We start from the raw sequence: 26861 nt of genomic DNA, 5'->3' as shown, positions 1-26861 counted from the left end.
TTAGTCCTTCAAGCCTTCTCGGTTATTCCACATAGCAAATTTGGTTTCTGCCACCTTCTTTAGCTTTATACAAACCTTCATCTGCGCGCTTAAGCAAGGATTCTTTAGTATCAGTTGGTTTGATCATCGCTATTCCAAGGCTTGCGGTAACTTTGATGTTAAATGGTTCTTGTGAAATTGGAAATTCTTTATATTCCACGCATTTGCGAATGCGTTCAGCAATTAGTTTAGTTTGTTCAATATTGGTGGAAGGAACAATAATTACAAATTCTTCACCACCGTATCTTACTACCATATCGGTTATTCTGATTGAACTGGCAATACGTTTGGGCAATTCTTTTAAAGCTTCATCTCCTGAGACATGTCCGTGCGCGTCATTGATATGCTTGAAGTGATCAAGATCTATTATGATTAAACATAATTCTTTGTATTGTTCTATACTTTGCTGGAATAACTGAGAGTAATGCACATCGAAATATCTACGGTTATAACAACCTGTAAGCGCATCTTTTACTGCAGCATCGGCATTTTCAAGGTATCTTTGTTTCAACTGATCTTGATATTTTTTGCGTTTAACTTGAGAGTTAGCCCGAGCGATTACTTCATTATTGTCAATTGGGGTGATAAGGTAGTCGTTAATTCCGAGTTCAAGTCCCTTAATCAAGAAGGTATTATTATCTTCTTCAATTAAAATAATAATGGGAGTATGCCTAATTTTTTCATTGCTTCTAATTTGTGCGCTAAATCTTAAGCCATCATGATCGATCATTAAAGTGCTAATGATTGCTAAATCGTAGGAGTTAGCAATCATATTGGCAATAATAGTTTCAGGATTGGTTAAAATTTCTACCGTGGAACCTTGAGTTTCAAGTTGGGCCTTAATTTGATTTGATTCAGCGATATCATCATTGATTAATAAAATTTTTGCATCTTTAAGTACGTTAAGTCCTACTGAATAGAAATCATTATTAATACCGAGCTCACTAAATGATTTGCTTCTTAACTTTAGTTCATCAGTAACTACCTTAAGACGCAGTAATGATTTAATTCTAGCAAATAAAGTTAGATCATTGATTGGTTTAGTTAAAAAGTCGTCTGCGCCGGCTTTAATACCGTTAACCCTGTCTTCTACTTCACTAAGGGCTGTAACCATAATGACTGGTGTATCTGAATGTTTCGGATCAGCTTTAATGATTTTACAAACTTCATATCCATCAAGCTCAGGCATCATTACATCTAATAAAATGATGTCAAAACTATTATTTTTAAGAATTTCTAATGCTTCTTTGCCGCTTCTTGCAGTAGTTACAGTGTAATATTCTGCAGTAAGTTTAGCTTCTAGAAGTTTTATATTAGGTAAAAGATCGTCTACAACCAATACGTGTGCTGTCATACTTCTTCATTTAGTTGAGTGTTGCGTTCCAAAAAATAATTTACCTTCTCTAAAAAATTTTTAATAGAGACTGGTTTTGAAATATATCCCTCGCAGCCTGTGCTTAAAATTACTTCTTCGTCGTGCTTCATCGCAAAGGCTGTAACTGCTATAATAGGAATAGTTTTGTATTGATCAGAAGATTTGATGTTTTTAATAATATCTAACCCTGAAATACCTTTCAGCTGAATATCCATAATTATAAGATCAGGTTGAATTTGAGGAATGACATCTTCAACTAAAAACCCATCCGTTAATGGAAAAACAGTATAATTATTGAGTTTTAACAGATCGCAAAACAGCTTTAGGTTTAATTCGTTATCTTCAACTACTAAAATTTTTTTATTATTATTCATACTGTGTAAAAAAATTATCTATTATTTTATATATATTGTTTATTCTATCCTGGTATTTTGAGGATATCAAGCCATCTTCAAAATTAATTTCGAAATCAAGTAAATTTAATTCTGTGTTGGTATTAATCTTAATTGTAGAATCGGGTGCTAGGTTTGTTATCACATCTTCTATTACAATAAGATTGTCAGGATGAATAGTAATTTCAACCTTTGGTTCATGACGCAAATTATTTAAAATAGCAACAGATAAATTTTCAAAATATTCAAAAGGTACAATTTTAGTTAAAGCAATTTTTTCAGATAAGTTTTTTAAAATATCCGCAAAAATTTTAATATTGTTATTAAATTGGTTTTCTACCTCATGAAAAATTTGCTTAAAACCAACTTCTATGCTTTCTTTAATAGCGCTGTTTTTTTGAAATTCATTTTTTTGCGTTTCTTCAAATTCAAGTTTAGCTTTATTATAGCTCTCTTGGCGGGCTTGTTGTAGTTTTGCTTCTAGATCTTGAGGAGAAATTTTAATTAAAGTTGGATCTTCTTTTGGTATGTTTGCGGCCACGCGTGCGTTTTCTGTAGTTTGAAGTGTGTTGTCCTGAATAAGATCGCTTGTGCTTTCTGGCACTTGCGATTCTGCAGGAGTTTCTTCCCCAAATAATCTAGAAAGAGTTATGGGTTTAAAGCTATCTACATCCAGCTCAAATTGCTCAATAATTTTTTCTTTTTCTAATTGATTATATTCAAACTTTTTAATTTCCATAATTAATAGATATATTCATCTTGTTCACCTTCCGCTTGAATTACAACGTCTCCTTTGGATGCTAAATCTTTAACCACTTGAATGATCGCGGCTTGAGACTCATCTACATCTTTAATACGTACAGGTCCTAATGCTTCCATATCTTCTTTTAAAATTTGTGCAGCACGTTGGGACATATTGCTGATAAAAAGATTTTTAACATCTTCTTTAGCTCCTTTAAGAGCCACAGTAAGTTTACTTTTATCCACCACTCTAAGAATGCTTTGGATACTTGCAGGTGAAACTTTAATAAGATCATCAAAGGTGAACATAAGACTTTTAATTTTATCTGCAGATTCAGGAACGCGCTGCTCTAACATAGACATAAACTTAGCTTCATTGGTACGATCGAAGTTGTTAAATATTTCTGCAAGCATAAGATTGCTGTCTTGTTTTTGGGATTTAGAGAGAGTATTAATAAATTCTGCTCTTAAAACTTTTTCTACCCCATCTACGATTTCTTTCTTTACTGAGTCCATGTTTAGAATGCGTAACATCACATCAAATGTCAATTCTTCCGGAAGCATACTTAGCAAGTTGGCCGCAAAGGTTGGCTGAAGTTTTGATATAATTAAGGCTATAGTTTGAGGATATTCATTACGTAAATAATTGGCTAAAATATCTTCGTTAACGTTTTTTAAGCGGTCCCACGTATTTTTTCCTGCCGGTCCATGGATTTCATCCATTATTTGGGCAACTTTTTCTTTACCTAGGACTTTCTCAAGCAGACGTTCCGTTGCTTCAAAGTTACCAAAGAATGAAACTGCTCCAGATAATTCAGAATTAAATTCAAATAATAAACGATCTATGGCTTCTTGCTTAATTGAACCTAGGGTAGACATTGCAAAAGAAATACCTTTGATCTCCTCATCACTCATCATGGAAAAGATTTTAGCTGCGTGATCTTCTTCAACCGAAAATAAAATTATAGCGGCTTTTTGATATCCGTTTAACTTAATGCCATCGTTAGGTAGCATGGGTTATGACTCCTCTTCAAACCATTTACGCATAATTGATATTGTTTCTTTAGGATGTTTGCCAATAACTTCATTAAGAGCTTTTACGGTATTGCTTCTACCCTTACCATCGGAGGTTTTTTGAATATCAATGGTGCTGTATTCAACATCCTCTTGTTTGATTTCAATGCTAGAAGGATCGGTAAGAACGTCTTTAATGCTCACAATATCTTCTTCATCTTCTTTTGCAAACTCAAAAGCGCGGATCGCAATAGGGCGAATGATTAAGACGATAATTAATACCACTACAATGGCGATAACAAAGGTTTGCATTAAGCTGGCAAATTGTTCTTTAAACCAATCAGCTAAGCTTTCAGGCCTTAAAGTTTCAAGGTCTTTATTAAATTGAAGATTTAAAATCTCGACTTTGTCATGTCTACTTTCATCATATCCTATAGCAGATTTTACCAAAGCCGCATATTTATCAAGTTCTTCTTGGCTGCGTGGAGTGTAAATTACCTTTTGAATTTTTTCATCATACTCGTAATTGCCATCTACTAATACCGCAACTGATAAGCGTTTTATAGTGCCTGTTTCACTAATATGGTTGCGGATAGTTTTAGAAATTTCATAATTAGTTGTTTCATCAAGCTTGGCGGCATTAGAAGTGGCGCCAGGTGAGTTGCTAACTTGAGCTGTGTTAGGTAAATTGTTGGCAACACTAACATTCGCTTGGTTACCTTCGCTACTATTTTCGTTTTCTTGGATGGTCTGGACTGATCGTACTACTTGTCCATCCGGATCATATATTTCTGAATTGGTAACAATGCGATCAAAATTAATATCGGCATTGACTTCTGCTTTGATATGACCATCACCGATGCTTTGGGAAAGCATACTTTCTATTATATGTTTTAGCCTGTTTTCTAGTGTAAGTTTATATTCAGTAGAATTGCTAATAATAGTTTCTAAATCATTTTCATCTTTGTTTGTAGCGGTCTTTAAGGCTCTACCCTTATTATCAATAATGGTAACTTTGCTGATATCAAGATCGGGGACTGCTGAAGATACCAAATTAGCGACAGCATTAATTTGTTCTTTATTAAGGGTATTTTTGCCAAACATTTTGACCATTACCGATGCGGAAGGTTGCTGCTTCTCTCTGGTAAATAATTCCTTTTTAGGAAGAACTAGATGAACTCTAGCAGATTGGATGCTTGCAAAGCTACTAATAGTTCTAGCAAGCTCCCCTTCTAATGCTCTTACTAAATTAACATTGAGTACAAAATTAGAAGTTCCTAGCGAATCTGATTGATCAAAGATCTCATATCCAACCATAGAACCTTTATTAGGTAGGCCTTTTTGAGCCATGTCCATTCTAAGTTTCAGAATTTTATCTTCTGGTATTAGAATTTGAGAACCATTATCTCTTATTTCATATTGAATATTTCGTGCGTCTAGCTCGCTTATAATCTCTGAGCTGTCAGATAGGTCTAAATTACTATAAAGGAGGCTCATAGAAGGCTTAGTATAGCTTAATGCAAGCATTAAAGAACCAAATCCGAATGATACTACCAGCGAAGTAATTAGAATCAACTTTCCAGAGCTAAAAGATTTTAAGTAATTTAGAAAAGCTTGGAACATAACAATAAAATTAATAAATCAAATAAAAAACAAAAAACTATATATTTTAATCAAAATTTATCATATCGAGATCAAATTCATTAGCAAGTATAAAATTAGTTTTTATCATTAGAACAACGAGAGATAAAAAATAAAATTTAAACTTTGAGGGCTTTATGATTATTTTATATATTTTTGTAATAATTGATGTTGAAAATTATGGTTTTTGGGTATAATACTCTTGTAGAAAATATAGCTTTAATTAAAAGCAAGAAGATCTGTCAAGTATAATCAACAACTTAACTTAGGTATCTATATGGATAAACATAATAAAACGGAACATTTTTCGAAATGGCGCGCCATTTTATGGCCGATATATAATTACGAAATAAAGAAATTTTTGCCAATGGCATTAATTATGTTCTGCTTCCTTTTCAATTATACTGTAATGCGTGATACGAAAGATGTGTTGGTAGTAAACGCGGCAGGTGCGCATATCACTTCATTCTTAAAACTTTACTTTGTAACCCCTGCAGCTATTTTGTTTGTAATTCTTTATGCCAAGCTTTGTAATGCGCTTAGTAAAGAAAATGTATTTTATGCAGTCATTGTTCCTTTTCTAGTATTCTTTGGCTTATTTGGTTTTGTAATTTATCCAAATATTGATATTTTACATCCTGCTGCAGAAACCGTTGCAAGACTTCATACTGAATATCCTAACTTAGGTGGATTCATTGATATTTATGCCAATTGGTCATTTTCTCTTTTTTATGTAATGGCTGAAATTTGGGGAAGTGCAATGATTTCATTACTCTTCTGGCAGTTTGCTAACCAAGTTACCAGGATGAATGAAGCTAAGAGATTTTATCCATTATTCCCATTGGTTGCAAATCTCAGTTTAATTTTTGCCGGTCAAAGTGAGCACTTTGCTAACAATATTCAGCATTATGTTGATGTAAGTGGTAATCACTATGCGTTATCACTTAAAATTCTAATGACTTTAGTGGTGCTGATGGGTGCGCTTGCGATGTATCTCTATCGTTGGATGCATGTTAAAGTACTTAGCGATCCATTCTATTATGATGAAGCTGAAGTATCTGGCAAAACTAAATCTAAGAAACCAAAATTAAGCTTAGTTGAAAGTGCTAAACTTATTTTCTCATCACCTGAACTTGGTCTGATCGTATTACTGGTAGTTTCTTATGGTATTTCTATTAACTTAGTTGAATTACAATGGAAACATCAGCTTAAGCTTTATTATGCTGGCGATATGAGTGGTTACCATGCTTTTATGGGTAATTTCTCAACCTTTACTGGAATATTTACTATGATATTTATTTTAGGTGTTGGTGCTAACCTACTTAGATCGGTAAGCTGGTTTAAGGCTGCGGTGATTACTCCGCTTATGATTTTACTTTGCGGTGCTGCATTCTTTATATTTATTTTAGGGCGTGATGGTCTTGAGGTGATGCTTAGTGATGCTAAGTTAAGTGCTGTTGCATTTGCAGCTTTCCTTGGTGCAGGTTTGATTGTGTTCTCAAAAGCTGTGAAATATTCGCTATTTGATCCAACAAAGGAAATGGCTTATATTCCATTAGATGATGAACTAAAAACTAAAGGTAAGGCAGCTGTAGATGTGCTTGGTGGCCGTTTAGGTAAAGCTGGTGGTGCTTTCATTCAAAGTACCTTAGCAGTAGTTATGGCAACTAAGGATGTGGCAGTAATGGCACCAATAACTTTTGGAATATTTGTGATAATCTGTATAATCTGGCTCTTTGCCGTACAAGGTTTAGGTAAAAAAATTCACCTAGCTATGAAACGTAAAGAAGAGCAAGCTAAAGTAAAAGCAGCTAATGCTTAAATTTTAGTAAACTTGTAGTATTTCTGGCCGCAAGCAGGTAAATTGCTTGCGGCTTTTTTGTTTGTATTTTAATTAATTATAAGATATGTAAGTTGCTAATAATTAAACCTTATTGTAAATTTTATATGAAAGACGCTTTAAAGCTTGCTAAGAGAGATATAATATCAGTAACTAAAGTTATGTATCACATCTCACAAGGTTTAATAAATTCTTTTGAGCAAAATGACCTTTATGCGGGGTGCGTAGATAATAAAGCAGCGTTAAACAAAAACCCAAGTATTACACAAATAAGCAAGCACCTTAGTGGCATGCAGATCAAGCATCCTCAAATTGCAGCATTAATTTTAAAATATATCCAGCAAGAGTTAAAGAATAATAAAAAGTTAGCAGAAGTTCATCTCGATCCATTAATGTGCCCACTAGATAAGCTATCAGATGTCTTAACAATCATAGGTTCAAGCCTATTAACCTGTGAGGAAAAGATTGAAGTTAATTTAATATTGGATTTAAGCCAAGAGGGAATAGAATATTTTGTCCCATGTATTTTACGAAAAACAGGTAGATACTATAATCTTTATATTATAGAAGTAGCGTCTATTATAAATTTTGAACAAAAAGCAAACCAGCTTATAGGCAAATATAATGCCACAAGTGCTAATAATATTAGGTTTAATCATTTAACTATACCAAGCAATATGCAATATTATGCAAATTATGTTAGTTTTTATTATGCTTTAATTCATTTAAAAATGCTATCTCAGTTATCAGATGAAGCGTTAGAAGCGATGTGGAGCACTACATCTAAGTTACGTTTTGTAGAGCAAGTTACTAATACTATTCCTCTAGTTAAAGAAATGGGTCATATAATAAATAATTATTTTAAAAAAATTTGCAAGCTAGCTTGCGACTGTACTGAAGAGGAACTCAATATAATATCAAAAAGTTATCATATTAGTTGTGAGATAGAGCATTTGAGCAAGCAAATACAGGATAGAACTAGGCAGGCTTATCATTATGAAAAATTAGATAAAGAACTTTTGGGAGATAAATTTCAAAACCCTCTCTTCGTGTTACCATCTAATAACCTAGTCAAGACAGGCGCGTCTTGCTCCCTGATAAGGCAAGCGGTAAAAGAAAAAAGCTCCAATAATAATAAGCAAAGTTATACTGGCTGGTTAGACCAACAATTTCAATCCACTTTAAATTATTTGGGTTTTAGCCAATAAAATCAGTAAGAATAAAAACCGTTAAAGTGACAGTATTTAAATATAATGCCCATCATTTAAGTTGTTGCGTTGTTATTAATATTAAATTAATTTAAATTTAAATACATGGTAAATTTTAACTATGTTTAAAATTTAATAGAGGTAAGTATTATGGGTAAGAATAATAATAAAAGATCTAATATAGAGCAAGGGTTAGCCATTAGCCCTAAGCGTCTTTCTCAAAGAGAAAGAAATCAGCAAAAGCGTTTGGCTAATGACAGAGGTGATACGCAGCTAAAAAATGAGCAACCAACTGCAGCAGATATTGCTGCTAAAAAAGTAGAACTGCGCAAAATTGCTACATTGTTTGAATAATTAGTAAAAGGCACATTTATTAAAAAAGGTATCTTACTTAATGAGCAGGAAAGAGCTAATTACTATAACCTTGCACAAAATTTAGTACAAAATTCCCCTTTTTTAAAGGATACCGTGCCAGCAAGGAAAGAAGCGGTAAGCAATGTAGGTAAGGCAGGATTATCACCTATTGCAGTTGTGGCTAGTTTAAAGACGCAGCTTGCAATAGAAGAGCTAGGCATGAACAATAATAGTTATATTAAAAAAAATCATTGATCCTCAGCAGGTTACTCCACTTAGCAAATTAACGGAAAGGACAGGAGAGTTGGCAGAGCCATTACAAGAAGGAAGACAGGATAATTCTCAGGAAGAGAGTATTAAACAAGTTAAATTTAATTTAAAAGAGAAAATTTTACCAATTCCAGCAAGACAGCAAGCTATCCAAAATTCTTTATGGCAGAGGGCATTAATTACTACCGCTAAAATATTAGGAGTTGCGGTAGCTGCCACGTTAGTGCTATTTGCGGCGGGGCGGATGCCGATATTAAAGAATATAAGGATGTTAAGACTTACTTCTGATATTATAGGGAATAATGCTTATAAACTAAGTAATGTGATTGTTGGAAAATCAGGCTCAATTATTCCTGAGGATGCGCTAATTAAGCTTAATAAAGGGTTTAAGCTAATCAATCAGCAAGGTGGCAACCTTGTTGGTATGTTAAACAATCAGATTTCAAATATCTGTACCAAAGGTAGATAATTAAATAAATTATCTTATTTTTCCTTAAAAAGATCCTAAGAACTAGGGTCTTTTTATGCTTATAAATTGTTATATATTGGGTTTTGTGCATCTATTGCTGATATGGAGCGGTGAAATTTTGGAATGATCAAGGAATATCTGCCCATTTAAAAATTGCTTGAAATATCTTTTATCCAGATAAATGTGTAAAATCTAAAGGCTTCTTGCGAGTTCAGAAGAATAAATAGAGTGGCGGTTATAAGAAGTAAGGAGTTCATCGATAAAAAGAATAAAACCAGTTTGGATTTTCAAGTAGATAGGGGTAATAGCTTAAAAAATTAGATGGATTAAAGTAGCAAGGTTTAACTTAAAAGCCTGACAGTAATAAAATTATGCCAGGCTTTTATTAAATATAGATTATAAACTATCTAATGGCTACTTTCCCAGCTTGTGTTCTATTTTGAAGCACAGATGTTGCCCAATGACCTGTAGAGACTAAAGAGCTTCCTAGTGATTTGCAAACTTCGCTGGTATAATTTAAACCATTATATATACCGTTAGAGGTAACTTTGGCAAAATCAGAACATTTAGCTGAAACTTCCTTAGTGAGCCATGCAGCTTGCTTTGGTGCACAAAGCCTAGCTATAACATAAGCAACCAAGCCTGCTGCAACAGTACTTAATATCCCTAAAACAATATTTTTTGCATAATGTTTAATTTTAGCATTTCTAATAATTTTTTGGATCTCTTGTTCTGTAGTTAGAGTAACTGCTGTACCTGGGATTAAAGTATCTTTTGCATCTTGCCAGGTTTTGCCTAAAGAATGAACATTATCTCTTTGGGCATGATGTTTAAATAATGTTATAGTAGCATCCTTTTGTGAATGAGCAGTTGCTAGCTGGAATGGAGTACTAGAGTCCTGGCCTTGTGTAGTAAGATCAGCCCCATGCTTCATAAGGAAATTAATAGCAGCCACATTGTTGTGCAAAGCGGCTATATGCAAGGCAGTATTACCATCATTATTAGTGGCAGAAATTAAGTTGGGTTGTTGTTGCTGGGCTAGTAGTTCTGCAACATCGAGGCGGTTATGTAATATGGCTAAATGCAGTATGGTATTGCCTTCTTTATTCTTTTCAGCAATATTTGGGCTAATGGTAATAAGTTTTTTAATAGTTTGGATATTACTACCAATTACCGTTAAATGAAGGGCAGTATTACCTTGGTTGTTTTTCTTACCTACAAGAGCGGAGATTTGTTCCTGCGTTGGTTGTAATGATGGCGTTGATGAGATAGTGTCAAACAAAACAAGAAAATTAATAGCAGCTACATTGTTGTGCAAAGCGGCTATATGCAGGGCAGTATTGCCATCATTGTTAGTTTTGGAAAGTGAACTAGGTTGCTGTTGAATTAGCAGCTTAGCAACATCAAGGCGATTATGTAATATGGCTAAATGAAGGGCAGTATTACCTTGGTTATTTTTTTCACCTACAAGAGCGGATACTTGTTCCTGTGTTGGTTGTAATGGTTGTGTTGATGGCGCAGGGCCAAACAAAGGGGTTATTAATGTCTCAATACATTCCATGCTATCATTGAGTACAGCTACATGCAAAGCATTATAGTCCTCTCTGCTTTTAACGTTTAAATCGGCGCCTAAGTTAATTAAGTGGCGCAGTATTTTGGATTTATTAAGGGTTGCTGCTTTATTGAGTAGAGTCTCACCAATATATAAACCATTCAGAATTGTTTCTTGCTGCTTTGCATCACAGCCTAGTAAGCATCTATCAATTTCTATAATTGCATTGGCTTCAGTTATTTCTGTATTACTAATAATATTAACAATGTTGTTCCGTAGAATGTCTAAATTTATAGCTTCTATTTCTTTTTTAATTATTTGCACAACTTGATTAAACCCATTACCCAAAGAGGTGGTTGTAGTTGTCCACGTTGTGTTTATCCACTGAAACATATTTGTATCCTAATTATATAGTTTTTAATTACAATAAGTTAATATAACGTTAATGTCAATGCGAAGATTAAAATTATATTAATATTAATATAAAGTTGTAATCATCTTTTTATCAATATAACTTATTTCAAGTACAAGCTAATTAACTATGTTGCTTTTTTAGAAATAGTTATTGAAAAGGAGAGTGTGTTGATAATATCTTAAAGGGATATAATGATTTAAATTTTATTAATTTGCAAAAGCATTATGGAAAGTAAAAAGATCCATAAATTATTTATTTATGGATCTTTTTAAAGCTATCTTTACAGCAAACGGCTACTCATCTGAGCTTGCAGTTGCAACGATTTCTTGCCCTGTTTCTTGATCGATATCGCGCTTAGTAAGTTTAACTTTACCTCTGTTGTCAATACCGCTAACTTTAACCCATAAAGTGTCACCTTTATGAATATTATCATGAATTGATTCTGAACGATTTTTGTTAATCTCACTAATATGAAGTAATCCTTCACGGTTACCTGGTAGCGTAATAAATGCACCAAAATCAACCACTGAAGTTACTTTACCTAAGTAAACTTGATCAATCTGTGGTTCACCAGCGATGCTTTCTACCATTTCGATTGCAATATTAAGAGAATCTTTATTGCTTGCAAAAATTTTGACAGTGCCATCTTCTAAAATATCAATTTTTACTTTAGCAAGGTCACAAATCTCTCTAATATGCTTACCACCAGGACCAATTAAATCTTTAATTTTGTCCTTGTTGATTTGAGTGGTGAAAATAGTAGGAGCATTATGGCTAAGCTCTTTGCGTGGCTCGCTTAAGGTCTTTTTCATAATGCCTAAAATATGATGAACGCCCTGGCGTGCTTGATGAATGGCTGTTTCAATAATTTCAAAGTTAATACCAGTAACTTTAATATCCATTTGAAGTGCAGTTAGTCCATCATCGGTTGCAGTTACTTTAAAGTCCATATCACCTAAATGATCTTCATCCCCTAAAATATCTGATAATACTACAAAGCTATCTTGTTCTTTGATAAGTCCCATAGCAATACCAGCTACCGGCGATTTAATCGGTACTCCTGCATCCATAAGAGATAAAGTCCCACCGCAAACGGAAGCCATTGAAGATGAACCATTTGATTCAGTAATTTCTGATACTACTCTAATAGTATAGGGGAAAACATCTTTGCTAGGTAATACTGGTCTTAATGCGCGCCATGCAAGTTTTCCATGGCCGATTTCACGGCGTCCTGGTGCTCTCATCATAGATACTTCACCAACGGAAAATGGAGGGAAGTTGTAATGAAGGTTAAATGCCTCTTTTATTTCGCCACTTTCTAAGCTGTCGATAATTTGTTCATCTTGGGATGAGCCTAAAGTTGTAACTACAATTGCTTGGGTTTCGCCACGAGTAAATAATGCAGAACCATGAGTCTGTGGTAAGTAATCAACTTCACACTCAATTGGTCTGATTGATTTGCTATCTCTACCATCAATACGTTTGTTATGTTTTACAATTTGCTCACGAATAATTTCGCTTTCTAATTTTTTAAGTTTAGTAGCAACTAAATTAATATCATACTCTTGAGCAGTAAAATGAGCTAAGGTATCTTCTTTAATTTGTGCAAGTAATTCGCGGCGCGGTTGTTTTTCTTGAACTTTGAATGCATCTAGAATACGATCTTGAACAAAATTTTTAATTAAAATTTTAAGTTCAGGATCGTGGTTATCAGTAATAATTCTTTTTGGTTTTCCAGCTTCACTACGTAATTCTTCAATTAATTTGATTACCGGTTGAAATGCCTCATGGCCAAATCTTAAAGCTTCAAGCATCTTAGCTTCAGAAAGTTCGTAAGCTTCAGATTCCACCATCAATACGGAATCATGAGTACCAGCAATTACTAATTCTAAATCTGATTCTTGAACTTGTTTGTAGTTAGGGTTTAAAATAAAATTACCATCAATCAAACCAATTTTTGAACCGGCAAGATTAGCACTAAACGGAATATCCGAAATTGCAATGGCCGCTGCAGCTCCAATTAAGGCTGGCATATCAGAATCATTAACTAAATCATGGGATAGAACGGTACAAATAACTTGAGTATCATTATAGTAATTTTTTGGAAAGAGAGGGCGAATTGAGCGATCAATAAGCCTTGAAGTTAAGACTTCTTTTTCACTTGGTTTGCTTTCACGTTTTAAAAAGCCGCCTGGTATTCTTCCTGCAGCAAAGTGTTTTTCTTGGTATACTACTGTTAATGGAAAGAAGTCGATACCTTCTTTAGATTCTCTAGATGATACTACAGTACATAATACTTTAGTATTGCCATAAGAAACCATTACAGCGCCGCATGCTTGGCGTGCAACTTTACCGGTTTCAAGCGTTAAGGTACGCCCACCCCATTCAATTGATTTTGTTACTGTATGAAACATTAAGTCCTATCCCATTAATTTTATTATTTTTATAGCCTGAGTCGGGTAGTTATTTACGTAATCCGAGTCTTTCAATTAAACTTTGATAACGGCTATATCCTTTCTTCTTTAAATATTCAAGTAAACGACGACGTGTTCCTACGAGCATAAGTAGTCCTCTTCTTGAATGGTGGTCTTTTTTGTTGATTTTAAAATGTTCAACTAGATTGTTAATACGTTCAGTTAAAATTGCTACTTGCACTTCTACTGAGCCGGTATCATTTGCACTTAGTTGATATTCTTTAATAAGCTCTAGCTTTCTTTGATTGGTAATCGACATCGTTATTCTCCTAAATTAAAATCGATTATATTAAAAACTTTTAAGGGTTTTACATTTCCACCCTTATATTCAATCATGGCAACAGGTTGCTGATTGTAGGTTATTAAAGCCTTAGTTTGATCTACAAGTTCAAGATTTAAATTGAGCTGTTGACCATGGTAAAGGCGTCTGGAATTTAAAGCATCTAATTCAACTACCGGGATGTCGTCCAGTGTATTTGAAATAGGTATCCCTAAATTCAAATTCGCATTATGCATTACTTCTTTAAAGTTTTCTACTAAAATTGCATTCTCTAGTTTAAATTTTCCAACTTTGGTGCGTGTAAGTTTAATTAAATAGCCATAGGTTCCTAAATTTTTAGCGATATCGGATCCTAATGTTCTTACATAAGTTCCCTTAGAGCAGGCAACTTTTAGAGTGGCTTGCTGAGAACTTTCTTCAAAGTTAAGTAATTTTAGCGAGTGAATGGTAATTTGGCGGGAAGGAACTTCAAAATCAATATTAGCTCGGGCTAGATTGTAGCTTCTTTGGCCATTGATTTTGATTGCACTAAATTTAGAAGGAATCTGAGTGATCTTGCCGGTAAATAAAGGCAAGCTTACTTCTAATTGTTGTTGGATAATCTTGTTATCGCAGGTATTAATGATTTGGCCGGTATTATCTTGAGTATCAGTTTCTGTGCCAAATTGAATAGTAAAAATATATTCTTTATCGGTATCAGTAATATATTCAAGAATTTTAGTGGCTTCATTGACCGCTACGGGTAGCAAACCATCTGCAAACGGATCAAGTGTACCTGCATGACCAATTTTTCGTGGTTTAATCAGTCTTTTAAGCTGATTAATAATAAACCCTGATGATGGGCCTACAGTTTTGTTAATCAGTAAGATAGAATTGATATTATAATCAGACATTATTCAGTGAGTTCTAATGTGGGTTGCTCAGTAGTGTCATTATCATTATCTTCTTTTAATTCATCTGTCATGCTAATTAATTGATGACGGTCGATAAGCGGTATCCTGGCATTCTTATCATTAATACCCATAGCATTGATTTTATTTACCTTAGGCAGCAGATTGCCGTTAAATGAAGCAGCAAGCTTATCGTAATTCTGACTTAGCTGGCGAATATTATTGCCAATTTTGCGAGCATGCTCGGTTACAGTGGTGAGTCCTGTAATAAGTTTTGATACTTGCTCAAGAATTTTATCAGTATGTTCGCTTTTTTTATTTTCATTAATTACAAATTTTGCCTGAGATAAAATGTTGACTAAGCCTGCCGGGCCTATTGGAAAGATGCTTAAGTCCCACGCCTTGTTCATAAAGTTTTTATCAAGCTGTTGAATTTTTTCTAAAGCAGTTTCGCTTGGGACAAACATCATTAGTGAAATATGATTTATTTGTTTGTTGTTTTTTATAAAATGTTTATTCACATTGTCTTTGTATTCTTTACTCACTAAGGATTTTAAATGGTTAGACATAGTGAGTAATAGGTTTTTTATAAGTTCAGGACTTAATTCTTGCTCGCTAAATTCCATAAAAAACTTAGAAGCCTTACTGTCAATGATGATAAGATTGTTATTAGGTAAGAATAGCACTGCATCAGGTCTTAGGCTGCTGCCATCATCTTTGGTAGTGTGATATTGCATCATGAAATCTACTCCACTAATCAGGCCTGAAGCTTTTAGAATGTTTTCTAAAGTAATTTCAGCAAGCTGCCCTGCAGAAGTGGGAGAGAGTAAAGCTCGTTTAATATTATCTAAATAATCGTTGGATGATTGAACATCATCTTTAAGTGAAGAGACCATATTAATAATCTTAATAAACTCTTCATGTACCGCCTGAGAGGTTTTATGAAATTGTTGATGGGCTGTTTCTTGAATTTGCTTATTCTCTTGCTTGCTTAGCTCAATTAATTGTTGGGAAAGCTGTTGTCCTACTTCAAATACTGCTGCTTTGGCATTGTTGATTGATTCTTTTTTTAATTCTTCCCATTCTTTAATTTGCAGTTCTTTTTCTGTTAGTAAAGTGGCTTTGATATGATATTGCTGGTTTAGTTGATTAATTTGCGTTATAAATTCTTGGTTCTTATTTTGTAAATTATCAATTTGCTGTTTAAACTCAGCAATTTGCTTTTCAAGATATTGGTTAGTAGTACTTAGGCTTGCTTCATTTTTTAATGCTTCAGTGTAAATTTGTTCTAGTTTGTTAATTTTTACCTGATCTTTAATTTTAAAAAATATAAAAAGAGAGATGCAAACTAAGTTGACAGCGCTTAATATAAAGATCATAACATCCATAAATACTCTTTAGCCTTTGAGTTTTCTTTCCAAATACTTAGAGTATAATAAACCCTAAGAAATTATTGTGATCATGAGTAAAAAAGTTATGAATTGTCAACCAGCTTTTGTAATTTTAGCTGCAGGTAAAGGCACGCGTATGAAATCAACCTTACCCAAAGTGATGCATAAAGTGGTGGGATTGCCTATGGTGGGACACGTAATCCAGATGGCCAAAAATTATGTGGATACAAATCAAATTATAGTGGTTAGTAGAAAAGATGCTGCCGAACTTAATGATTATTTAGTAAAACAAGATATTAATATCACTTGGCAAGAGGAGCAGCTGGGCACTGCACATGCTGTCAAAGAGGCTCTAGAACAGGCGGAAGTTAATAGTGAGTATTTAATGATTGCTTATGGGGATACTCCGCTTATTACCGAAGAAACATTTGAAAAGCTATTTGATAAAGCTACCAAGTATGATTTGGTGATTTGTGGTTTTAATTATCTTGCCCCAAATCGTTATGGCCGAATTAAGACCGAAGGAGAGCATGCTTTAAAAATAGTTGAATTTAAAGATGCAACTGATGAGGAGCGTAAAATCACGCTTTGCAATTCAGGAGTGATGATAGGAAAAACCGAGTTGATTAAAAATCTAATTAAGCAGATAGATAACCAAAATAAAGCTGAGGAATATTACTTAACTGATTTAGTAGGCGTATTTAACCAGCGTGGATATAAAGTTAGCTTTATCCAAGCTTCACAGGAAGAATTCTTGGGAGCTAATGATCGTGATGAACTAGCGGAACTTGAAGCAATCTTCCAAACTCGCTTAAGAAAAAAAATTATGCAAGAAGGAGTGACCCTGCTTGATCCTAACTCTACTTATTTTAGTTATGATACTAAAATTGGTATGGATTCAATTATATATCCTAACGTATTTTTTGAACCAAAAGTTGTAATTGGCAATAACACTATAATTTATGCTAATTGTTTTATTGAAGAAAGTAAGGTGGGTAATAATTGTAAGGTTGGCCCTTTTGCCAAGTTGAGGGGGGATACTATTTTAGCCAATAAAAGTGAGATAGGCAGCTTTGTAGAAGTTAAGGGCTCTATTGTTGGAGAAAATTCTAAAGCTAAGCATCTGGCCTATATTGGCGATGCAGAGCTTGCTTGTGATGTAAATATTGGTGCTGGAGTAATATTTTGTAACTATGATGGTGTTAATAAGCATAAAGTTATTATAGAGCAAGAGGTTTTTATAGGTTCTAACTCATCTTTAGTAGCGCCGATAAATTTAAAAAAGGGTGTATATGTGGCAGCAGGTAGCGTGGTAACGCGCGATGCGGGTAATGATGAGCTAGTAATTACTAGGGCAGAAGAAAAACATATCCCGGAAAAGGGCAAAAAACTGAGAGAAAAGGCTAAAATTCATCAAAAATAAATTTTAAAAATTAAAACCTTTTAAGATTGTTTGACAATTTGGAAATATCACATTATAACACCTCATGCAGTAAAATAATTATTTAATAATATTTAGGTTTGTAAAATGTTTGCAGTTATTGAAACAGGTGGCAAGCAGTATCGTGTTCATCAGGATGGTGTATATAAAGTTGAAAAGCTTGCTGGGAATATTGGTGATAAGGTTAGCTTTGACCAAGTGTTAATGCTTGGTGGTGCTGAAAATGTAACAACAGTTGGTGCGCCTTTTATAAAAGATGCATCGGTTGAAGTTGAAATCGTTGAGCAAATGAAAGATAAGAAAGTGATTGTCTTTAAAAAGCAACGTCGTCAGCATTATCGTCGTAAAAAAGGCCATCGCCAACAAGTTACTTTAGTTAAAGTAACTAATATTCATAATAAATAAATTAAAGGCAAGCGCGGAGTAAAAAATGGCACAGAAGAAGGCGGGCGGTAGTTCCCGTAACGGTCGTGATTCGATTGGTCGTAGGCTTGGTGTTAAAAAACATGATGGGCAAGCAGTTTTAGCTGGCAACATTATTGTAAGACAAAGAGGCACTAAGTTCCATATTGGTAAAAATGTAGGAATTGGTAAAGATCATACCCTTTTTGCATTAGTGCATGGAGTAGTAAAATTTACTAGATCTAGAAATGATAAAGTGCTGGTAAATGTTGTAGAAGAAGCAACTGCATAAAGTTTTTAGCATTTATTATCAGCTATTATAAAGTTTAAGCCTCAAATATTGTATATTTGGGGCTTTGTTATTGGAAGTAATATTGCCGTAAGGTTGTTAGGTGAAGTTTCCAGTTTTGTAGTATAAATCAATTTAGCAGGTTGTTTGTTGTCATTAATCAAAATGAAATTGGCAATAAATATAAGAAGTATTAGAAAATTATTTATCAATTATTATGTTATTTAGCGGCTTAGTTTTTAGGCAAATTATATGTATAGTAGAAAAACATCAACCGTCTGCTAAGTTATACGCAGATTTATTAGAACAAAAAGTGATTAGAGCATCTTGACCGTATTATATTAAAATAATAAATTTAGGGATTGAGATAAAATTAGGTAAAAAGCAAAATGAAATTTTTAGATGAAGTTAAAGTTTATGTTAAATCCGGCGATGGTGGGGGTGGTTGTGTAAGCTTCCGTCGTGAAAAATTCGTTGAATATGGTGGCCCAGATGGAGGTAATGGCGGTAAAGGTGGTGATATTATTATTAGATGCGTTGATGCTCTAAACACCTTAATTGACTTTAGATATCAGCAGCATTTTAAAGCTCAAACTGGTGAATCTGGTATGGGTCGTAATAAAAGCGGTAAATCACGTGATCCTATTATTTTACAAGTGCCGGTGGGAACAGAAGTTTTAGATGAGCATGCCGATGAAGTATTATTCGACTTTACTGAAGTGGGGCAGGAACTTAAAATTTGTAAAGGCGGAGATGGAGGATTAGGTAATGCTAATTTTAAATCTTCAGTAAACCAAGCTCCTACTAAATCGACCCCAGGATGGCCTGGAGAAGAAAAGTGGGTATGGCTTAGACTTAAACTTATTTCTGATGTTGGACTTGTAGGATTACCTAATGCTGGTAAGTCAACCTTACTTTCAAGAGTAACTGCAGCCAAACCTAAAATAGCTGATTATCCATTTACTACCTTAAAGCCGCAGCTTGGGGTGGTTTATATTGATCAGTCTGAATTCGTAATGGCTGATATACCAGGTCTTATTGAAGGAGCCCATTTAGGGGTGGGGCTTGGTGATAAGTTTTTGAAACATATCGAAAGATGTAAGGTGCTTATTCACTTAATTGATATAACTCAGGAAGATGTAATTAAGCCTTATCAGACTATTCGCGATGAGTTGGAAAATTATAGTGAAGTATTAACAGAAAAGCAGGAAATTATAGTGCTTAATAAGATTGATACGCTTACACAGGAAGAAATCAAAGAAAAGCAGCAGATTTTAAGTGATTATGTTGATAATAAGGTATTGTTAGTCTCAGGGGTGAGTGGAGAAGGTTTAGAGCAACTATTACGCGCAACTAAGAAGATTATTGACGAAAGTCATAACATACAAAGCTAGCATAAATAAGGGGAATATAATATTTTTCCCCTGTTAGCTACCCAAATGGGTCATTTTGTTAGATTTTCCTTAATCCTTAGAGAGATAGGATCTAATCCTATCAATATGATTAATGGATGATTAGTAGTGGAGCTAAAAGAGCCTCCTGCATTTCTACCGACTTAGCTGCTAGACGATTGCTCTTCTATTATCTTTTTATATCAGTCTTTTTGCTGCCTCACCATGTGTATTTTGCCACATGATCAACTATCTTTTTAGCCTGTAGCTCTTGATTAACTACTGATTTAGATAAATTACAGCATCATCAACCAATTTAGAAGGGCCACTTTTATTAGTATATAATAATAGATTATCTCCATTAAAACACACCGTACCACAAACTTCATCTCCTTGTATTAATCTAGTTATAAAATCAAGCCTTCTATTAGTAGGCGAAACTATATTGCGTTGAAAACTACTTAAACTTCCGGTGTCCATTGGCCTAATACAATTAAGTGTTGCTAATTTAATAATGCGCCACAATTAATTAACTTTTAATTAATTGGGTTGGTTGGTCATTGAAGCATTAAACACTACTCGTTAATATAAAAATATTAATCACTAAATACCAAAGGAGAGATTATGCCAAATACATTAGTGAAATTAACTGTACCACGAATTATTCTTGCTACAGCAAGAGGTAATATACAAGAGGTAAAATCCTTAATAGAAGAGGGTGTAGATATAAATACAGAAAATATTTTAGGTGAAACATCTTTACATTGTGCTACAAAAAAAAGAAACATAGATATGATGGAACTGCTTTTAAATGCAGAAAAAATAGATGTTAATAAGCTGAATAGTGATAAACAAACAGTTTTACAGATAGCAACAAGATATAATTTCTTGAAGGGAGTAGAATTGCTTTTAGAGCATAATGCTGATCCAACTATTGTTAATTGCAATCTTAAAACTCCGTTTCATATAGCAATAATTACTGAAGTTAGTGAAAATAATGAGAAAATAATTAAATTATTATTAAAAGCTCTTCAGAAAGCCAAAGTAAACATAAAAGACTTTTTAAATCAAGAAGTTGAGCATTTTATAGTACATATTAGCAAAGAATATAGGGAAGAAGGTAAGAAATTTACGGCCCTACAACTTGCCGCAATGTGTAGTAGGTTAGATCTAATCCCTTTGCTGATTAAACTGGGGGCAGATGAAAAGATAATTCACAAAGAGTTTAGGCTATCGCTTAAAGATATATATAAAAAGTTTAATCATCCATCTCCAACTGAAAAAGATTTAGCACTATTTGATCAAAAGATAGCGGAAGGTATAGCAGCACGTAAAGCGCAAGAGCGAGCATTGGGGAATAATCATACAAGTTCAATAACTACGGAATCACTACCTAGAAAACAACCAAAAATATTTAAGAAGGAGGCAAGTGCCGTAAGTAAGGTAACAGCTAGAAAGTCTCCAAAAGTTAGATATGTAGAAATAACTGATGAGCAGCCATTCCAGCCATATAACCATAAGATTAAATCTTCTTGCTCTAAAAGTAAGGAACAATCTCACAGTAAATGATATTAGCAGATTTTTAATTTCAAAAAATAATAATAGCGGGAAGGTTACTGTTCTTTTAATTGGTTCTATTTTTCTTCATCATCAATGAACTTTGTGGATAATAAGGTTTCTCTAAATTGATTTACAATATCAGATAAAGCTCCCGGGCCGTGATTAACAAAAACAGTATTAGATTTTGAAGAGGAGCCAATTTCGCGTAACATATCAAAATATTGAATCATCAGAATAGTATGAGTAATCTCTTCAATTGGTTGGTTAGGAGCACTTTGGCGCAACTCGTTCATAGATTCCTTTAAACCTTCAATAATAGCTTTTCTTTGTCCAGCAATACCTTTACCATGTAAGATATTAGCTTCAGCTTCGGCTTCAGCCTGCTTTACTCGCATAATTTTTTCTGCTTCCGAACGTTCTTGGGTTGCAATTCTTAACCGTAAAGAGGTGTTAATTTCGTTCATAGCATTTTTAACATTTTCATTAGGTTGGATATCGCTAACCAGTGTTTTAATAATTTCAAATCCAAATGAATGCATAATGTCTTGAAGTTGGCTATTAACATCAATAGCTATTTCATCTTTTTTAGAAAATACATCATCTAGATCAATTTGAGGAACTTTTGCTCTAATTACATCAAAAACGTAAGCTTGAATTTGTTTAGAAGGGTGGCCTAATTTATAGAATGCTTCATAAATTTTGTTATCAATAACTTTATATTGTACTGATACCATCATTTGTACGAAAACATTATCTTTGGTTTTAGTTTCAACTTCTACATCAAGTTGTTGAATTCTTAAATCTACTACTCCTGATACTTTTTCTATAAAAGGTATTTTGAGGTTTAAGCCTGAGGTAGCAGTGCGAATATATTTTCCAAATCTTTCGATTACAGCAACGGTTTGATGATTAACTGTAAAGAAAGTAAGAAAAATTGAGGGTACTAATATTACTAACATTATTATAAAGTATTCCATATAAATTCTCCTGAGTGCATATATTTTTAACTATACCTAATTAAGTTTCTCATGTCTCTATTGTATTATTAATATTAATCATAACTGTTAAACCATACAGCAATTTATATAAAAAAGGCTGTGCTAATACAGTTGTCAAAAGGTGGTGATATCATTAAATCACCCATGTATAACTCAGGGATAAATAAGTGGCTTATTACTTTTAGTGCCAATTCCATAAACCTAAACCATATCAAAACTTTTCGGGCTAATTTTAAAGCTAAAATTAAACTTTCTCTTTATCTTTTTCTTATATCACCTGATGTTATTGACCATGCTTTTTGTTTGTAATTTTTGCAAATTAATTAAGTATCTTTACTAAGAATCAGAGGATATTTATCTTCAAACTGAACCTGTAAAGGAGGAATTTTACAGCTGTAAATATTCTTAAAGTCAAAATCGTTCATCTTTTTCTTCATATTTGCACTAGACGCTAAAATATGCTATTATTAAAATAAATTAAAAAACTAAAATTTTAGCAAAAAATCATTGATAATTAAGTAGCCATTGCTTATAACTGCTTGAAGTATAAGCTTTTTAGATATTTAAAAGATTTTACTTCCAATTTATTAGTGGAATTACAGGTTTGTTTAAAATGCATGCAAAAATCTATCGTCCAACCAAAACTGCTATGCAATCTGGTAAAGCTAATACTAGAAAATGGATACTTGAGTTTGAACAAGATGGTGGCAGGTTTGTAGAAGGCTTAATGGGATGGACAGGTAGCACAGATACCTTACAGCAAATTAAGCTTTATTTTTCTACTAAAGAACAAGCGATTAACTATGCTAAGAAATATCTTCCTCAAGCGGAAATAATTGAAGCTTCACTATAATATATCTGATAGCTCTCAAGAGTTAATTATCATTAAATTTGTTGAAACTATTTTTGGTTTTTTGGCTGTGACATCTGCTAATTAATTTTTTAAAATGTGCTCACTATTTCTACAAATTAGTTTTTCGCTTAAAAATATCGTTATCTATATAAGTGCATAGCCTAGAAAATTTATCTGATTTAAGTTAGTTCTGTATGGTTTGGTTATTGCTAGATTTTTTGATTATATATGTTCCGATAATTGCGCATATCAATGAACCAAGTAGAACACCAATTTTCATTTGATTTTCTAGTTGTACAGGTTCAAAAGCTTGTAATCCAATAAATAAGCTTAAAGTGAATCCAATCCCGCATAAAAATGAAAGGCCTAAAAAGGTTATTTTATTGGTATTATACGGCAAGCTAATTAATTTAGTTTTAATAGCGAGTTTTGAAAATAAGTAAATGCCTAACGGCTTTCCTACCAGCAAACCAGCTATACAGCCTAATGAAATAGGTGATAATAAATCATTGAAAGACAAATCTTTAAAAGTGAGCTCACAGTTAACAAAGGCAAATAAGGGTAAGATAAAAAATGCTACTAAGCTATGTATAGCCGACTCCATGTTTTGAACAAGATGAATGGTTCTGTCATTTTTTTCTATTTTGGTAGGTATAAAGAGAGCTAGCATTATTCCTGCTATTGTACCATGGATGCCTGAATTGACTATTGTTAACCATAAGAATAAGCCACCAAGATAATAACAACCTTTAGAGGATACTTTAAAATTATTGAGTAATAATAAATAAGTAATAGGTAATAAGCTATATAAAAGATGCATAGAGCTAAACTCTGGTGTGTAAAATAAAGCTAGTACCGTTACTGCTAAAGCATCATCTATAATAGATAGGCCAACTAAAAACACTCTGGCACTATTAGATATTCTATCCCCAAATAACGAAACGATTGCTAATATAAACGCGGTATCGGTAGCCACAGGAATTGCCCATCCCGCTACTGCTACTGGATCATGCTTATTGATTACATAATATATTAGAGCCGGAACTATAAAACCACCCATTGCGGCAATGGTAGGTAGTAATAAGTTTTTTTTGGTTTGAAATTCTCCGTCTGTCATATGATATTTCATTTCTAACCCTAGCAGGAAAAAGAAAATAGCCATCAAGCCATCATTCACCCATTTGAGTAATGATTTGCTCAGTAGGTGATCTTCAAATCCAAGAGTAAATTTATAAGCTATAAACGATTTATAATATGTGAGTAGAAAACTATTGTTACTAATAATTAAAGCTAAAAACACTCCAAGAAATAATAAAATAGATGAAATAGTATCTTTATTTATTTGAATCTTGGTGACATTTTTCATTTATCCAATCCTTAAACAATTAATTTATAATCTTTTTAATGTTCTAATTATAACTAATTCATTAAAAAATTAAAGAATAAATTTATCTCTATAAGTTAATTTATTAGGATTGATAGGATGATAGCTACTTGAACAGGAGATGTGGCTATTTAAAATGATGAGTAAGCGATATAGAGTGGGTAATTCAATAGGCTTCTTTTGAAACTCAGTATAAAAGCTGATTTTAGTATCAAAACCTGTCTAAGGTGCTCATTTACATTTAATAAATTTTGCTGAGTCGTAGTAAATATTGTGCGTAATTTTTGTCATTGGATAATAATAAAGTATGGAATTAGGCTAGATCTATTTCAAGAAAAACTTTATGATTTACAGCTTAAAATGATTAAAAGCTCAGGATTTAGATAATCTAATTAGGGCTAGAATGTATGATCTTTACAAAGAAATCTTCTAGGCTTAAAACTTGGGTTTTGATATCTGTAATATTAATATTAAATTGGTTAAGCAGGTTTATTACTTCTGCCGGTGAATGGGTTGCTAAGTCAAATTTTAGACTGTGATTGGAAAGATCCAAATAGGCCTGTAGAGTAGGAGCCAGGCTCTGAATATTATTACTAAACTTAATTTCAATCGATTTAGTGCTAAATTGGTTAGCAATATTATTCATATAATCCAAGTAAATCAGTTGGCCGTTATTAATTATGGCGACCTTATTACAAAGTTTTTGGGCTTCTTCTAAATAGTGAGTAGTAATAATAATGGTTTTACCTTGGGCATTCAGTTCTTTCATGTAGTTCCATAGCTGCTGCCTCAGTTCGATATCTACGCCTGCGGTGGGTTCATCTAAAATAATAATGTCGGGCATATGTACAAGCGCCTTGGCAATTAATAACCTACGTTTCATGCCGCCTGAGAGCCCTGCTGGCTTAGAATTTATTTTATCGGCTAACCCCAATCTGGTTATTAGCTCATTAGTAATACGCTTGCTTTTAGGAATGCCATAATAGCCTGCATAAATTTCTAATGTTTCATATACTGTAAAAAAAGGGTCTAAAGTTAATTCCTGTGGAACTATGCCGATTTTATATCTAGAGGGTAAAAATGCTTGATCTAAGTCTAATCCTGCAATTTTAACTTCACCGCTGGTTTTATTAACTAACCCTGCTAATATATTAATTAAGGTTGATTTTCCTGCGCCATTAGGCCCTAAAAGGGCAAAAAAATCGCCCTTTTCAACCGCAAAGTTAATATTAGTAAGGGCAATTTTGGATTTACCCTTACGGTTAGTATAAGTTTTATTTAAATTGCTGATCTCAAGTATATTCATACGCTATTGGGTAGGTTGATTTTCTATAAATTCAACTTCTTTTTCGCGCAGTAGTTGTTGTAATTCACCAGATTGATACATCTCACGTACGATATCGCATCCGCCAATAAACTCACCTTTAATATAAAGTTGAGGTATGGTTGGCCAATCACTAAAAGCTTTGATTGCTTCTCTAATTCCTAAATCTTCTAAAACATTGATATCTAAAAATTTAATGTTTAGACGGGTTAATACGGTAGTAACTGTAGCTGAGAATCCACATTGAGGAAAAGTAGCATTACCTTTCATGTACAAAACTACATCATTAGTTTCAATATGCGATTTAATTTGTTCGAAATATTCTTCCATTATAATCTCCTTAAAGCTTATTTAAGCAGGTTTAGTAGTGATCTTTAATGCATGGAGCTGCCCGCCTAAGCATTCCTTTAGGGCATCATTAACCATTTTATGTTGTATTACACGTGGCTTGTTAGTAAATTTAGTTGAGGTAATGATAAGTTCATAATGGTCATTATCTCCGGCTAGATCTATAATCTCCCATGAGGCTTCATTTCCAAAATAGATTTTAAGCTTATCATCAAGATATTCTTTACTTACGGGCATTTACATTTTCTTTTTATATATACTCTAAAATATGTTTTATATATAAAAAGAAAATAAGTAAACTCTATATTTGAAATTAAGTAAAATGCTTAGCTTAACCAGGTATTTGCTGCACGTTTAATGCAAGGATTGTTATGATTTTCTGAGTTTTCTAAGTTAAATTCATTAGCTACGCATGGGCTATTAAGATCACGCATTTTTTTTTCGATACAACCGCCTAGCATAAATGCAAGACTAAATAATAAAATAACTTTGGTCATCATAGCAGCCTTTTCTTTCAAGTTAACTA

The 26861-nt window shown here is 33.3% G+C and carries 28 protein-coding genes; 11 read left to right on the top strand and 17 right to left on the bottom strand.

Annotated elements, in window-relative coordinates:
* Positions 1 to 22: 22 nt before the first annotated feature.
* From EF513_RS01320 to fliF, 5 genes are read right to left on the bottom strand one after another with little or no spacing between them, the layout of a single operon-like run.
* Complete coding sequence (locus tag EF513_RS01320; RefSeq protein ID WP_125215616.1) at positions 23 to 1393, bottom strand: PleD family two-component system response regulator; 1371 nt, start codon at positions 1391 to 1393, stop codon at positions 23 to 25.
* Positions 1390 to 1788: a response regulator gene (locus tag EF513_RS01315; RefSeq protein WP_125215615.1), complete on the bottom strand. Its 399-nt coding sequence runs from the start codon at positions 1786 to 1788 to the stop codon at positions 1390 to 1392. The genes EF513_RS01320 and EF513_RS01315 overlap by 4 nt, the downstream gene beginning before the upstream one ends.
* The gene (locus EF513_RS07860; protein WP_164503790.1) at positions 1781 to 2545 is read right to left on the bottom strand and encodes a FliH/SctL family protein; all 765 of its coding nucleotides are present in this window, start codon (positions 2543 to 2545) and stop codon (positions 1781 to 1783) included. The genes EF513_RS01315 and EF513_RS07860 overlap by 8 nt, the downstream gene beginning before the upstream one ends.
* Positions 2546 to 2547: 2 nt before the next feature.
* Entirely contained in the window at positions 2548 to 3561 is a 1014-nt protein-coding gene (gene fliG, locus EF513_RS01305; protein WP_125215613.1) for a flagellar motor switch protein FliG, read from the bottom strand.
* A gap of 3 nt (positions 3562 to 3564) precedes the next feature.
* Positions 3565 to 5184 carry a flagellar basal-body MS-ring/collar protein FliF gene (gene fliF, locus EF513_RS01300; RefSeq protein ID WP_125215612.1) on the bottom strand — a complete coding sequence of 540 codons (1620 nt, stop codon included), beginning with the start codon at positions 5182 to 5184 and terminating at the stop codon, positions 3565 to 3567.
* 295 nt (positions 5185 to 5479) lie between these two features.
* Between fliF and EF513_RS01295 the strand changes: the two genes are divergently transcribed.
* The 5 genes from EF513_RS01295 to EF513_RS01280 all read left to right on the top strand — a co-directional run bounded on the left by EF513_RS01295 (position 5480) and on the right by EF513_RS01280 (position 9343).
* Positions 5480 to 7024 (top strand): Npt1/Npt2 family nucleotide transporter, encoded by a 1545-nt coding sequence (locus EF513_RS01295; protein ID WP_125215611.1) that lies wholly within the window; start codon positions 5480 to 5482, stop codon positions 7022 to 7024.
* Between the two features lie 125 nt (positions 7025 to 7149).
* The gene (locus EF513_RS01290) at positions 7150 to 8250 is read left to right on the top strand and encodes a hypothetical protein (protein WP_125215610.1); all 1101 of its coding nucleotides are present in this window, start codon (positions 7150 to 7152) and stop codon (positions 8248 to 8250) included.
* Between the two features lie 150 nt (positions 8251 to 8400).
* Positions 8401 to 8604 (top strand): hypothetical protein, encoded by a 204-nt coding sequence (locus tag EF513_RS01285; protein ID WP_125215609.1) that lies wholly within the window; start codon positions 8401 to 8403, stop codon positions 8602 to 8604.
* 114 nt (positions 8605 to 8718) lie between these two features.
* Positions 8719 to 8859, top strand: a complete 141-nt coding sequence (locus EF513_RS07855; RefSeq protein WP_164503789.1) for a hypothetical protein — start codon at positions 8719 to 8721, stop codon at positions 8857 to 8859.
* 49 nt (positions 8860 to 8908) lie between these two features.
* Positions 8909 to 9343 carry a hypothetical protein gene (locus EF513_RS01280; RefSeq protein WP_125215608.1) on the top strand — a complete coding sequence of 145 codons (435 nt, stop codon included), beginning with the start codon at positions 8909 to 8911 and terminating at the stop codon, positions 9341 to 9343.
* Between the two features lie 403 nt (positions 9344 to 9746).
* On the opposite strand, the gene EF513_RS01275 is transcribed toward EF513_RS01280, so the two are convergent.
* The 5 genes from EF513_RS01275 to EF513_RS01255 form a co-directional block, all read right to left on the bottom strand.
* The gene (locus EF513_RS01275) at positions 9747 to 11288 is read right to left on the bottom strand and encodes an ankyrin repeat domain-containing protein (RefSeq protein WP_125215607.1); all 1542 of its coding nucleotides are present in this window, start codon (positions 11286 to 11288) and stop codon (positions 9747 to 9749) included.
* 315 nt (positions 11289 to 11603) lie between these two features.
* Positions 11604 to 13724, bottom strand: a complete 2121-nt coding sequence (pnp, locus tag EF513_RS01270) for a polyribonucleotide nucleotidyltransferase (RefSeq protein ID WP_125215606.1) — start codon at positions 13722 to 13724, stop codon at positions 11604 to 11606.
* Positions 13725 to 13773: 49 nt separating this feature from the next.
* On the bottom strand, positions 13774 to 14043 hold the full coding sequence (rpsO, locus tag EF513_RS01265) for a 30S ribosomal protein S15 (RefSeq protein WP_125215605.1): 270 nt from the start codon (positions 14041 to 14043) through the stop codon (positions 13774 to 13776).
* Between the two features lie 2 nt (positions 14044 to 14045).
* Entirely contained in the window at positions 14046 to 14957 is a 912-nt protein-coding gene (gene truB, locus EF513_RS01260; protein WP_125215604.1) for a tRNA pseudouridine(55) synthase TruB, read from the bottom strand.
* Complete coding sequence (locus EF513_RS01255; RefSeq protein WP_164503788.1) at positions 14957 to 16333, bottom strand: DNA recombination protein RmuC; 1377 nt, start codon at positions 16331 to 16333, stop codon at positions 14957 to 14959. The genes truB and EF513_RS01255 overlap by 1 nt, the downstream gene beginning before the upstream one ends.
* Before the next feature lie 82 nt (positions 16334 to 16415).
* Here EF513_RS01255 and glmU point away from each other — a divergent pair, with 82 nt between their 5' ends.
* The 4 genes from glmU to obgE all read left to right on the top strand — a co-directional run bounded on the left by glmU (position 16416) and on the right by obgE (position 19871).
* Complete coding sequence (gene glmU / locus EF513_RS01250; RefSeq protein ID WP_125215602.1) at positions 16416 to 17768, top strand: bifunctional UDP-N-acetylglucosamine diphosphorylase/glucosamine-1-phosphate N-acetyltransferase GlmU; 1353 nt, start codon at positions 16416 to 16418, stop codon at positions 17766 to 17768.
* 105 nt (positions 17769 to 17873) lie between these two features.
* Entirely contained in the window at positions 17874 to 18191 is a 318-nt protein-coding gene (gene rplU, locus EF513_RS01245; RefSeq protein ID WP_125215601.1) for a 50S ribosomal protein L21, read from the top strand.
* 25 nt (positions 18192 to 18216) lie between these two features.
* Positions 18217 to 18480, top strand: a complete 264-nt coding sequence (gene rpmA / locus EF513_RS01240; RefSeq protein ID WP_125215600.1) for a 50S ribosomal protein L27 — start codon at positions 18217 to 18219, stop codon at positions 18478 to 18480.
* A 386-nt stretch (positions 18481 to 18866) separates the two neighbouring features.
* Complete coding sequence (gene obgE, locus EF513_RS01235) at positions 18867 to 19871, top strand: GTPase ObgE (protein WP_125215599.1); 1005 nt, start codon at positions 18867 to 18869, stop codon at positions 19869 to 19871.
* Between the two features lie 276 nt (positions 19872 to 20147).
* Here the strand turns inward: obgE and EF513_RS01230 are convergent, their stop codons facing one another.
* Entirely contained in the window at positions 20148 to 20348 is a 201-nt protein-coding gene (locus EF513_RS01230) for a hypothetical protein (protein ID WP_125215598.1), read from the bottom strand.
* 144 nt (positions 20349 to 20492) lie between these two features.
* Between EF513_RS01230 and EF513_RS01225 the strand changes: the two genes are divergently transcribed.
* A complete protein-coding gene (locus EF513_RS01225; RefSeq protein ID WP_125215597.1) occupies positions 20493 to 21437 on the top strand; it encodes an ankyrin repeat domain-containing protein in 945 nt (314 codons plus the stop codon).
* A gap of 65 nt (positions 21438 to 21502) precedes the next feature.
* Here the strand turns inward: EF513_RS01225 and EF513_RS01220 are convergent, their stop codons facing one another.
* The gene (locus EF513_RS01220) at positions 21503 to 22405 is read right to left on the bottom strand and encodes an SPFH domain-containing protein (protein ID WP_125215596.1); all 903 of its coding nucleotides are present in this window, start codon (positions 22403 to 22405) and stop codon (positions 21503 to 21505) included.
* A 634-nt stretch (positions 22406 to 23039) separates the two neighbouring features.
* Between EF513_RS01220 and EF513_RS01215 the strand changes: the two genes are divergently transcribed.
* Positions 23040 to 23279: an ETC complex I subunit gene (locus tag EF513_RS01215; protein ID WP_125215595.1), complete on the top strand. Its 240-nt coding sequence runs from the start codon at positions 23040 to 23042 to the stop codon at positions 23277 to 23279.
* Positions 23280 to 23463: 184 nt separating this feature from the next.
* Here EF513_RS01215 and nhaA read toward each other — a convergent pair whose 3' ends face one another.
* The 5 genes from nhaA to EF513_RS07850 form a co-directional block, all read right to left on the bottom strand.
* Positions 23464 to 24645: a Na+/H+ antiporter NhaA gene (nhaA, locus tag EF513_RS01210; RefSeq protein WP_125215594.1), complete on the bottom strand. Its 1182-nt coding sequence runs from the start codon at positions 24643 to 24645 to the stop codon at positions 23464 to 23466.
* A 406-nt stretch (positions 24646 to 25051) separates the two neighbouring features.
* Positions 25052 to 25969, bottom strand: a complete 918-nt coding sequence (locus EF513_RS01205; RefSeq protein ID WP_125215593.1) for an ABC transporter ATP-binding protein — start codon at positions 25967 to 25969, stop codon at positions 25052 to 25054.
* A 3-nt stretch (positions 25970 to 25972) separates the two neighbouring features.
* On the bottom strand, positions 25973 to 26317 hold the full coding sequence (gene grxD, locus EF513_RS01200; protein ID WP_125215592.1) for a Grx4 family monothiol glutaredoxin: 345 nt from the start codon (positions 26315 to 26317) through the stop codon (positions 25973 to 25975).
* A 21-nt stretch (positions 26318 to 26338) separates the two neighbouring features.
* The gene (locus EF513_RS01195; RefSeq protein WP_125215591.1) at positions 26339 to 26572 is read right to left on the bottom strand and encodes a BolA family protein; all 234 of its coding nucleotides are present in this window, start codon (positions 26570 to 26572) and stop codon (positions 26339 to 26341) included.
* An 89-nt stretch (positions 26573 to 26661) separates the two neighbouring features.
* Complete coding sequence (locus EF513_RS07850) at positions 26662 to 26832, bottom strand: hypothetical protein (protein ID WP_164503787.1); 171 nt, start codon at positions 26830 to 26832, stop codon at positions 26662 to 26664.
* Positions 26833 to 26861: the final 29 nt, after the last annotated feature.

Source organism: Rickettsiales endosymbiont of Stachyamoeba lipophora (genome assembly GCF_003932735.1).
In the GTDB taxonomy this organism is placed as follows: Bacteria; Pseudomonadota; Alphaproteobacteria; order Rickettsiales; family 33-17; genus RICK01.
The sequence above is the reverse complement of the archived record's forward strand: the minus strand, read 5'-3'. Positions and strand labels throughout refer to the sequence as shown.

What these genes read in the sequence shown, in the direction of transcription:
- EF513_RS01320 (WP_125215616.1), bottom strand. Translation starts at nt 1,393, where the DNA reads ATGACAGCACACGTATTGGTTGTAGACGATCTTTTACCTAATATAAAA.
- EF513_RS01315 (WP_125215615.1), bottom strand. Translation starts at nt 1,788, where the DNA reads ATGAATAATAATAAAAAAATTTTAGTAGTTGAAGATAACGAATTAAAC.
- EF513_RS07860 (WP_164503790.1), bottom strand. Translation starts at nt 2,545, where the DNA reads ATGGAAATTAAAAAGTTTGAATATAATCAATTAGAAAAAGAAAAAATT.
- fliG (WP_125215613.1), bottom strand. Translation starts at nt 3,561, where the DNA reads ATGCTACCTAACGATGGCATTAAGTTAAACGGATATCAAAAAGCCGCT.
- fliF (WP_125215612.1), bottom strand. Translation starts at nt 5,184, where the DNA reads ATGTTCCAAGCTTTTCTAAATTACTTAAAATCTTTTAGCTCTGGAAAG.
- EF513_RS01295 (WP_125215611.1), top strand. Translation starts at nt 5,480, where the DNA reads ATGGATAAACATAATAAAACGGAACATTTTTCGAAATGGCGCGCCATT.
- EF513_RS01290 (WP_125215610.1), top strand. Translation starts at nt 7,150, where the DNA reads ATGAAAGACGCTTTAAAGCTTGCTAAGAGAGATATAATATCAGTAACT.
- EF513_RS01285 (WP_125215609.1), top strand. Translation starts at nt 8,401, where the DNA reads ATGGGTAAGAATAATAATAAAAGATCTAATATAGAGCAAGGGTTAGCC.
- EF513_RS01275 (WP_125215607.1), bottom strand. Translation starts at nt 11,288, where the DNA reads ATGTTTCAGTGGATAAACACAACGTGGACAACTACAACCACCTCTTTG.
- pnp (WP_125215606.1), bottom strand. Translation starts at nt 13,724, where the DNA reads ATGTTTCATACAGTAACAAAATCAATTGAATGGGGTGGGCGTACCTTA.
- rpsO (WP_125215605.1), bottom strand. Translation starts at nt 14,043, where the DNA reads ATGTCGATTACCAATCAAAGAAAGCTAGAGCTTATTAAAGAATATCAA.
- truB (WP_125215604.1), bottom strand. Translation starts at nt 14,957, where the DNA reads ATGTCTGATTATAATATCAATTCTATCTTACTGATTAACAAAACTGTA.
- EF513_RS01255 (WP_164503788.1), bottom strand. Translation starts at nt 16,333, where the DNA reads ATGATCTTTATATTAAGCGCTGTCAACTTAGTTTGCATCTCTCTTTTT.
- glmU (WP_125215602.1), top strand. Translation starts at nt 16,416, where the DNA reads ATGAGTAAAAAAGTTATGAATTGTCAACCAGCTTTTGTAATTTTAGCT.
- rplU (WP_125215601.1), top strand. Translation starts at nt 17,874, where the DNA reads ATGTTTGCAGTTATTGAAACAGGTGGCAAGCAGTATCGTGTTCATCAG.
- rpmA (WP_125215600.1), top strand. Translation starts at nt 18,217, where the DNA reads ATGGCACAGAAGAAGGCGGGCGGTAGTTCCCGTAACGGTCGTGATTCG.
- obgE (WP_125215599.1), top strand. Translation starts at nt 18,867, where the DNA reads ATGAAATTTTTAGATGAAGTTAAAGTTTATGTTAAATCCGGCGATGGT.
- EF513_RS01230 (WP_125215598.1), bottom strand. Translation starts at nt 20,348, where the DNA reads ATGGACACCGGAAGTTTAAGTAGTTTTCAACGCAATATAGTTTCGCCT.
- EF513_RS01225 (WP_125215597.1), top strand. Translation starts at nt 20,493, where the DNA reads ATGCCAAATACATTAGTGAAATTAACTGTACCACGAATTATTCTTGCT.
- EF513_RS01220 (WP_125215596.1), bottom strand. Translation starts at nt 22,405, where the DNA reads ATGGAATACTTTATAATAATGTTAGTAATATTAGTACCCTCAATTTTT.
- EF513_RS01215 (WP_125215595.1), top strand. Translation starts at nt 23,040, where the DNA reads ATGCATGCAAAAATCTATCGTCCAACCAAAACTGCTATGCAATCTGGT.
- nhaA (WP_125215594.1), bottom strand. Translation starts at nt 24,645, where the DNA reads ATGAAAAATGTCACCAAGATTCAAATAAATAAAGATACTATTTCATCT.
- EF513_RS01205 (WP_125215593.1), bottom strand. Translation starts at nt 25,969, where the DNA reads ATGAATATACTTGAGATCAGCAATTTAAATAAAACTTATACTAACCGT.
- grxD (WP_125215592.1), bottom strand. Translation starts at nt 26,317, where the DNA reads ATGGAAGAATATTTCGAACAAATTAAATCGCATATTGAAACTAATGAT.
- EF513_RS01195 (WP_125215591.1), bottom strand. Translation starts at nt 26,572, where the DNA reads ATGCCCGTAAGTAAAGAATATCTTGATGATAAGCTTAAAATCTATTTT.
- EF513_RS07850 (WP_164503787.1), bottom strand. Translation starts at nt 26,832, where the DNA reads ATGACCAAAGTTATTTTATTATTTAGTCTTGCATTTATGCTAGGCGGT.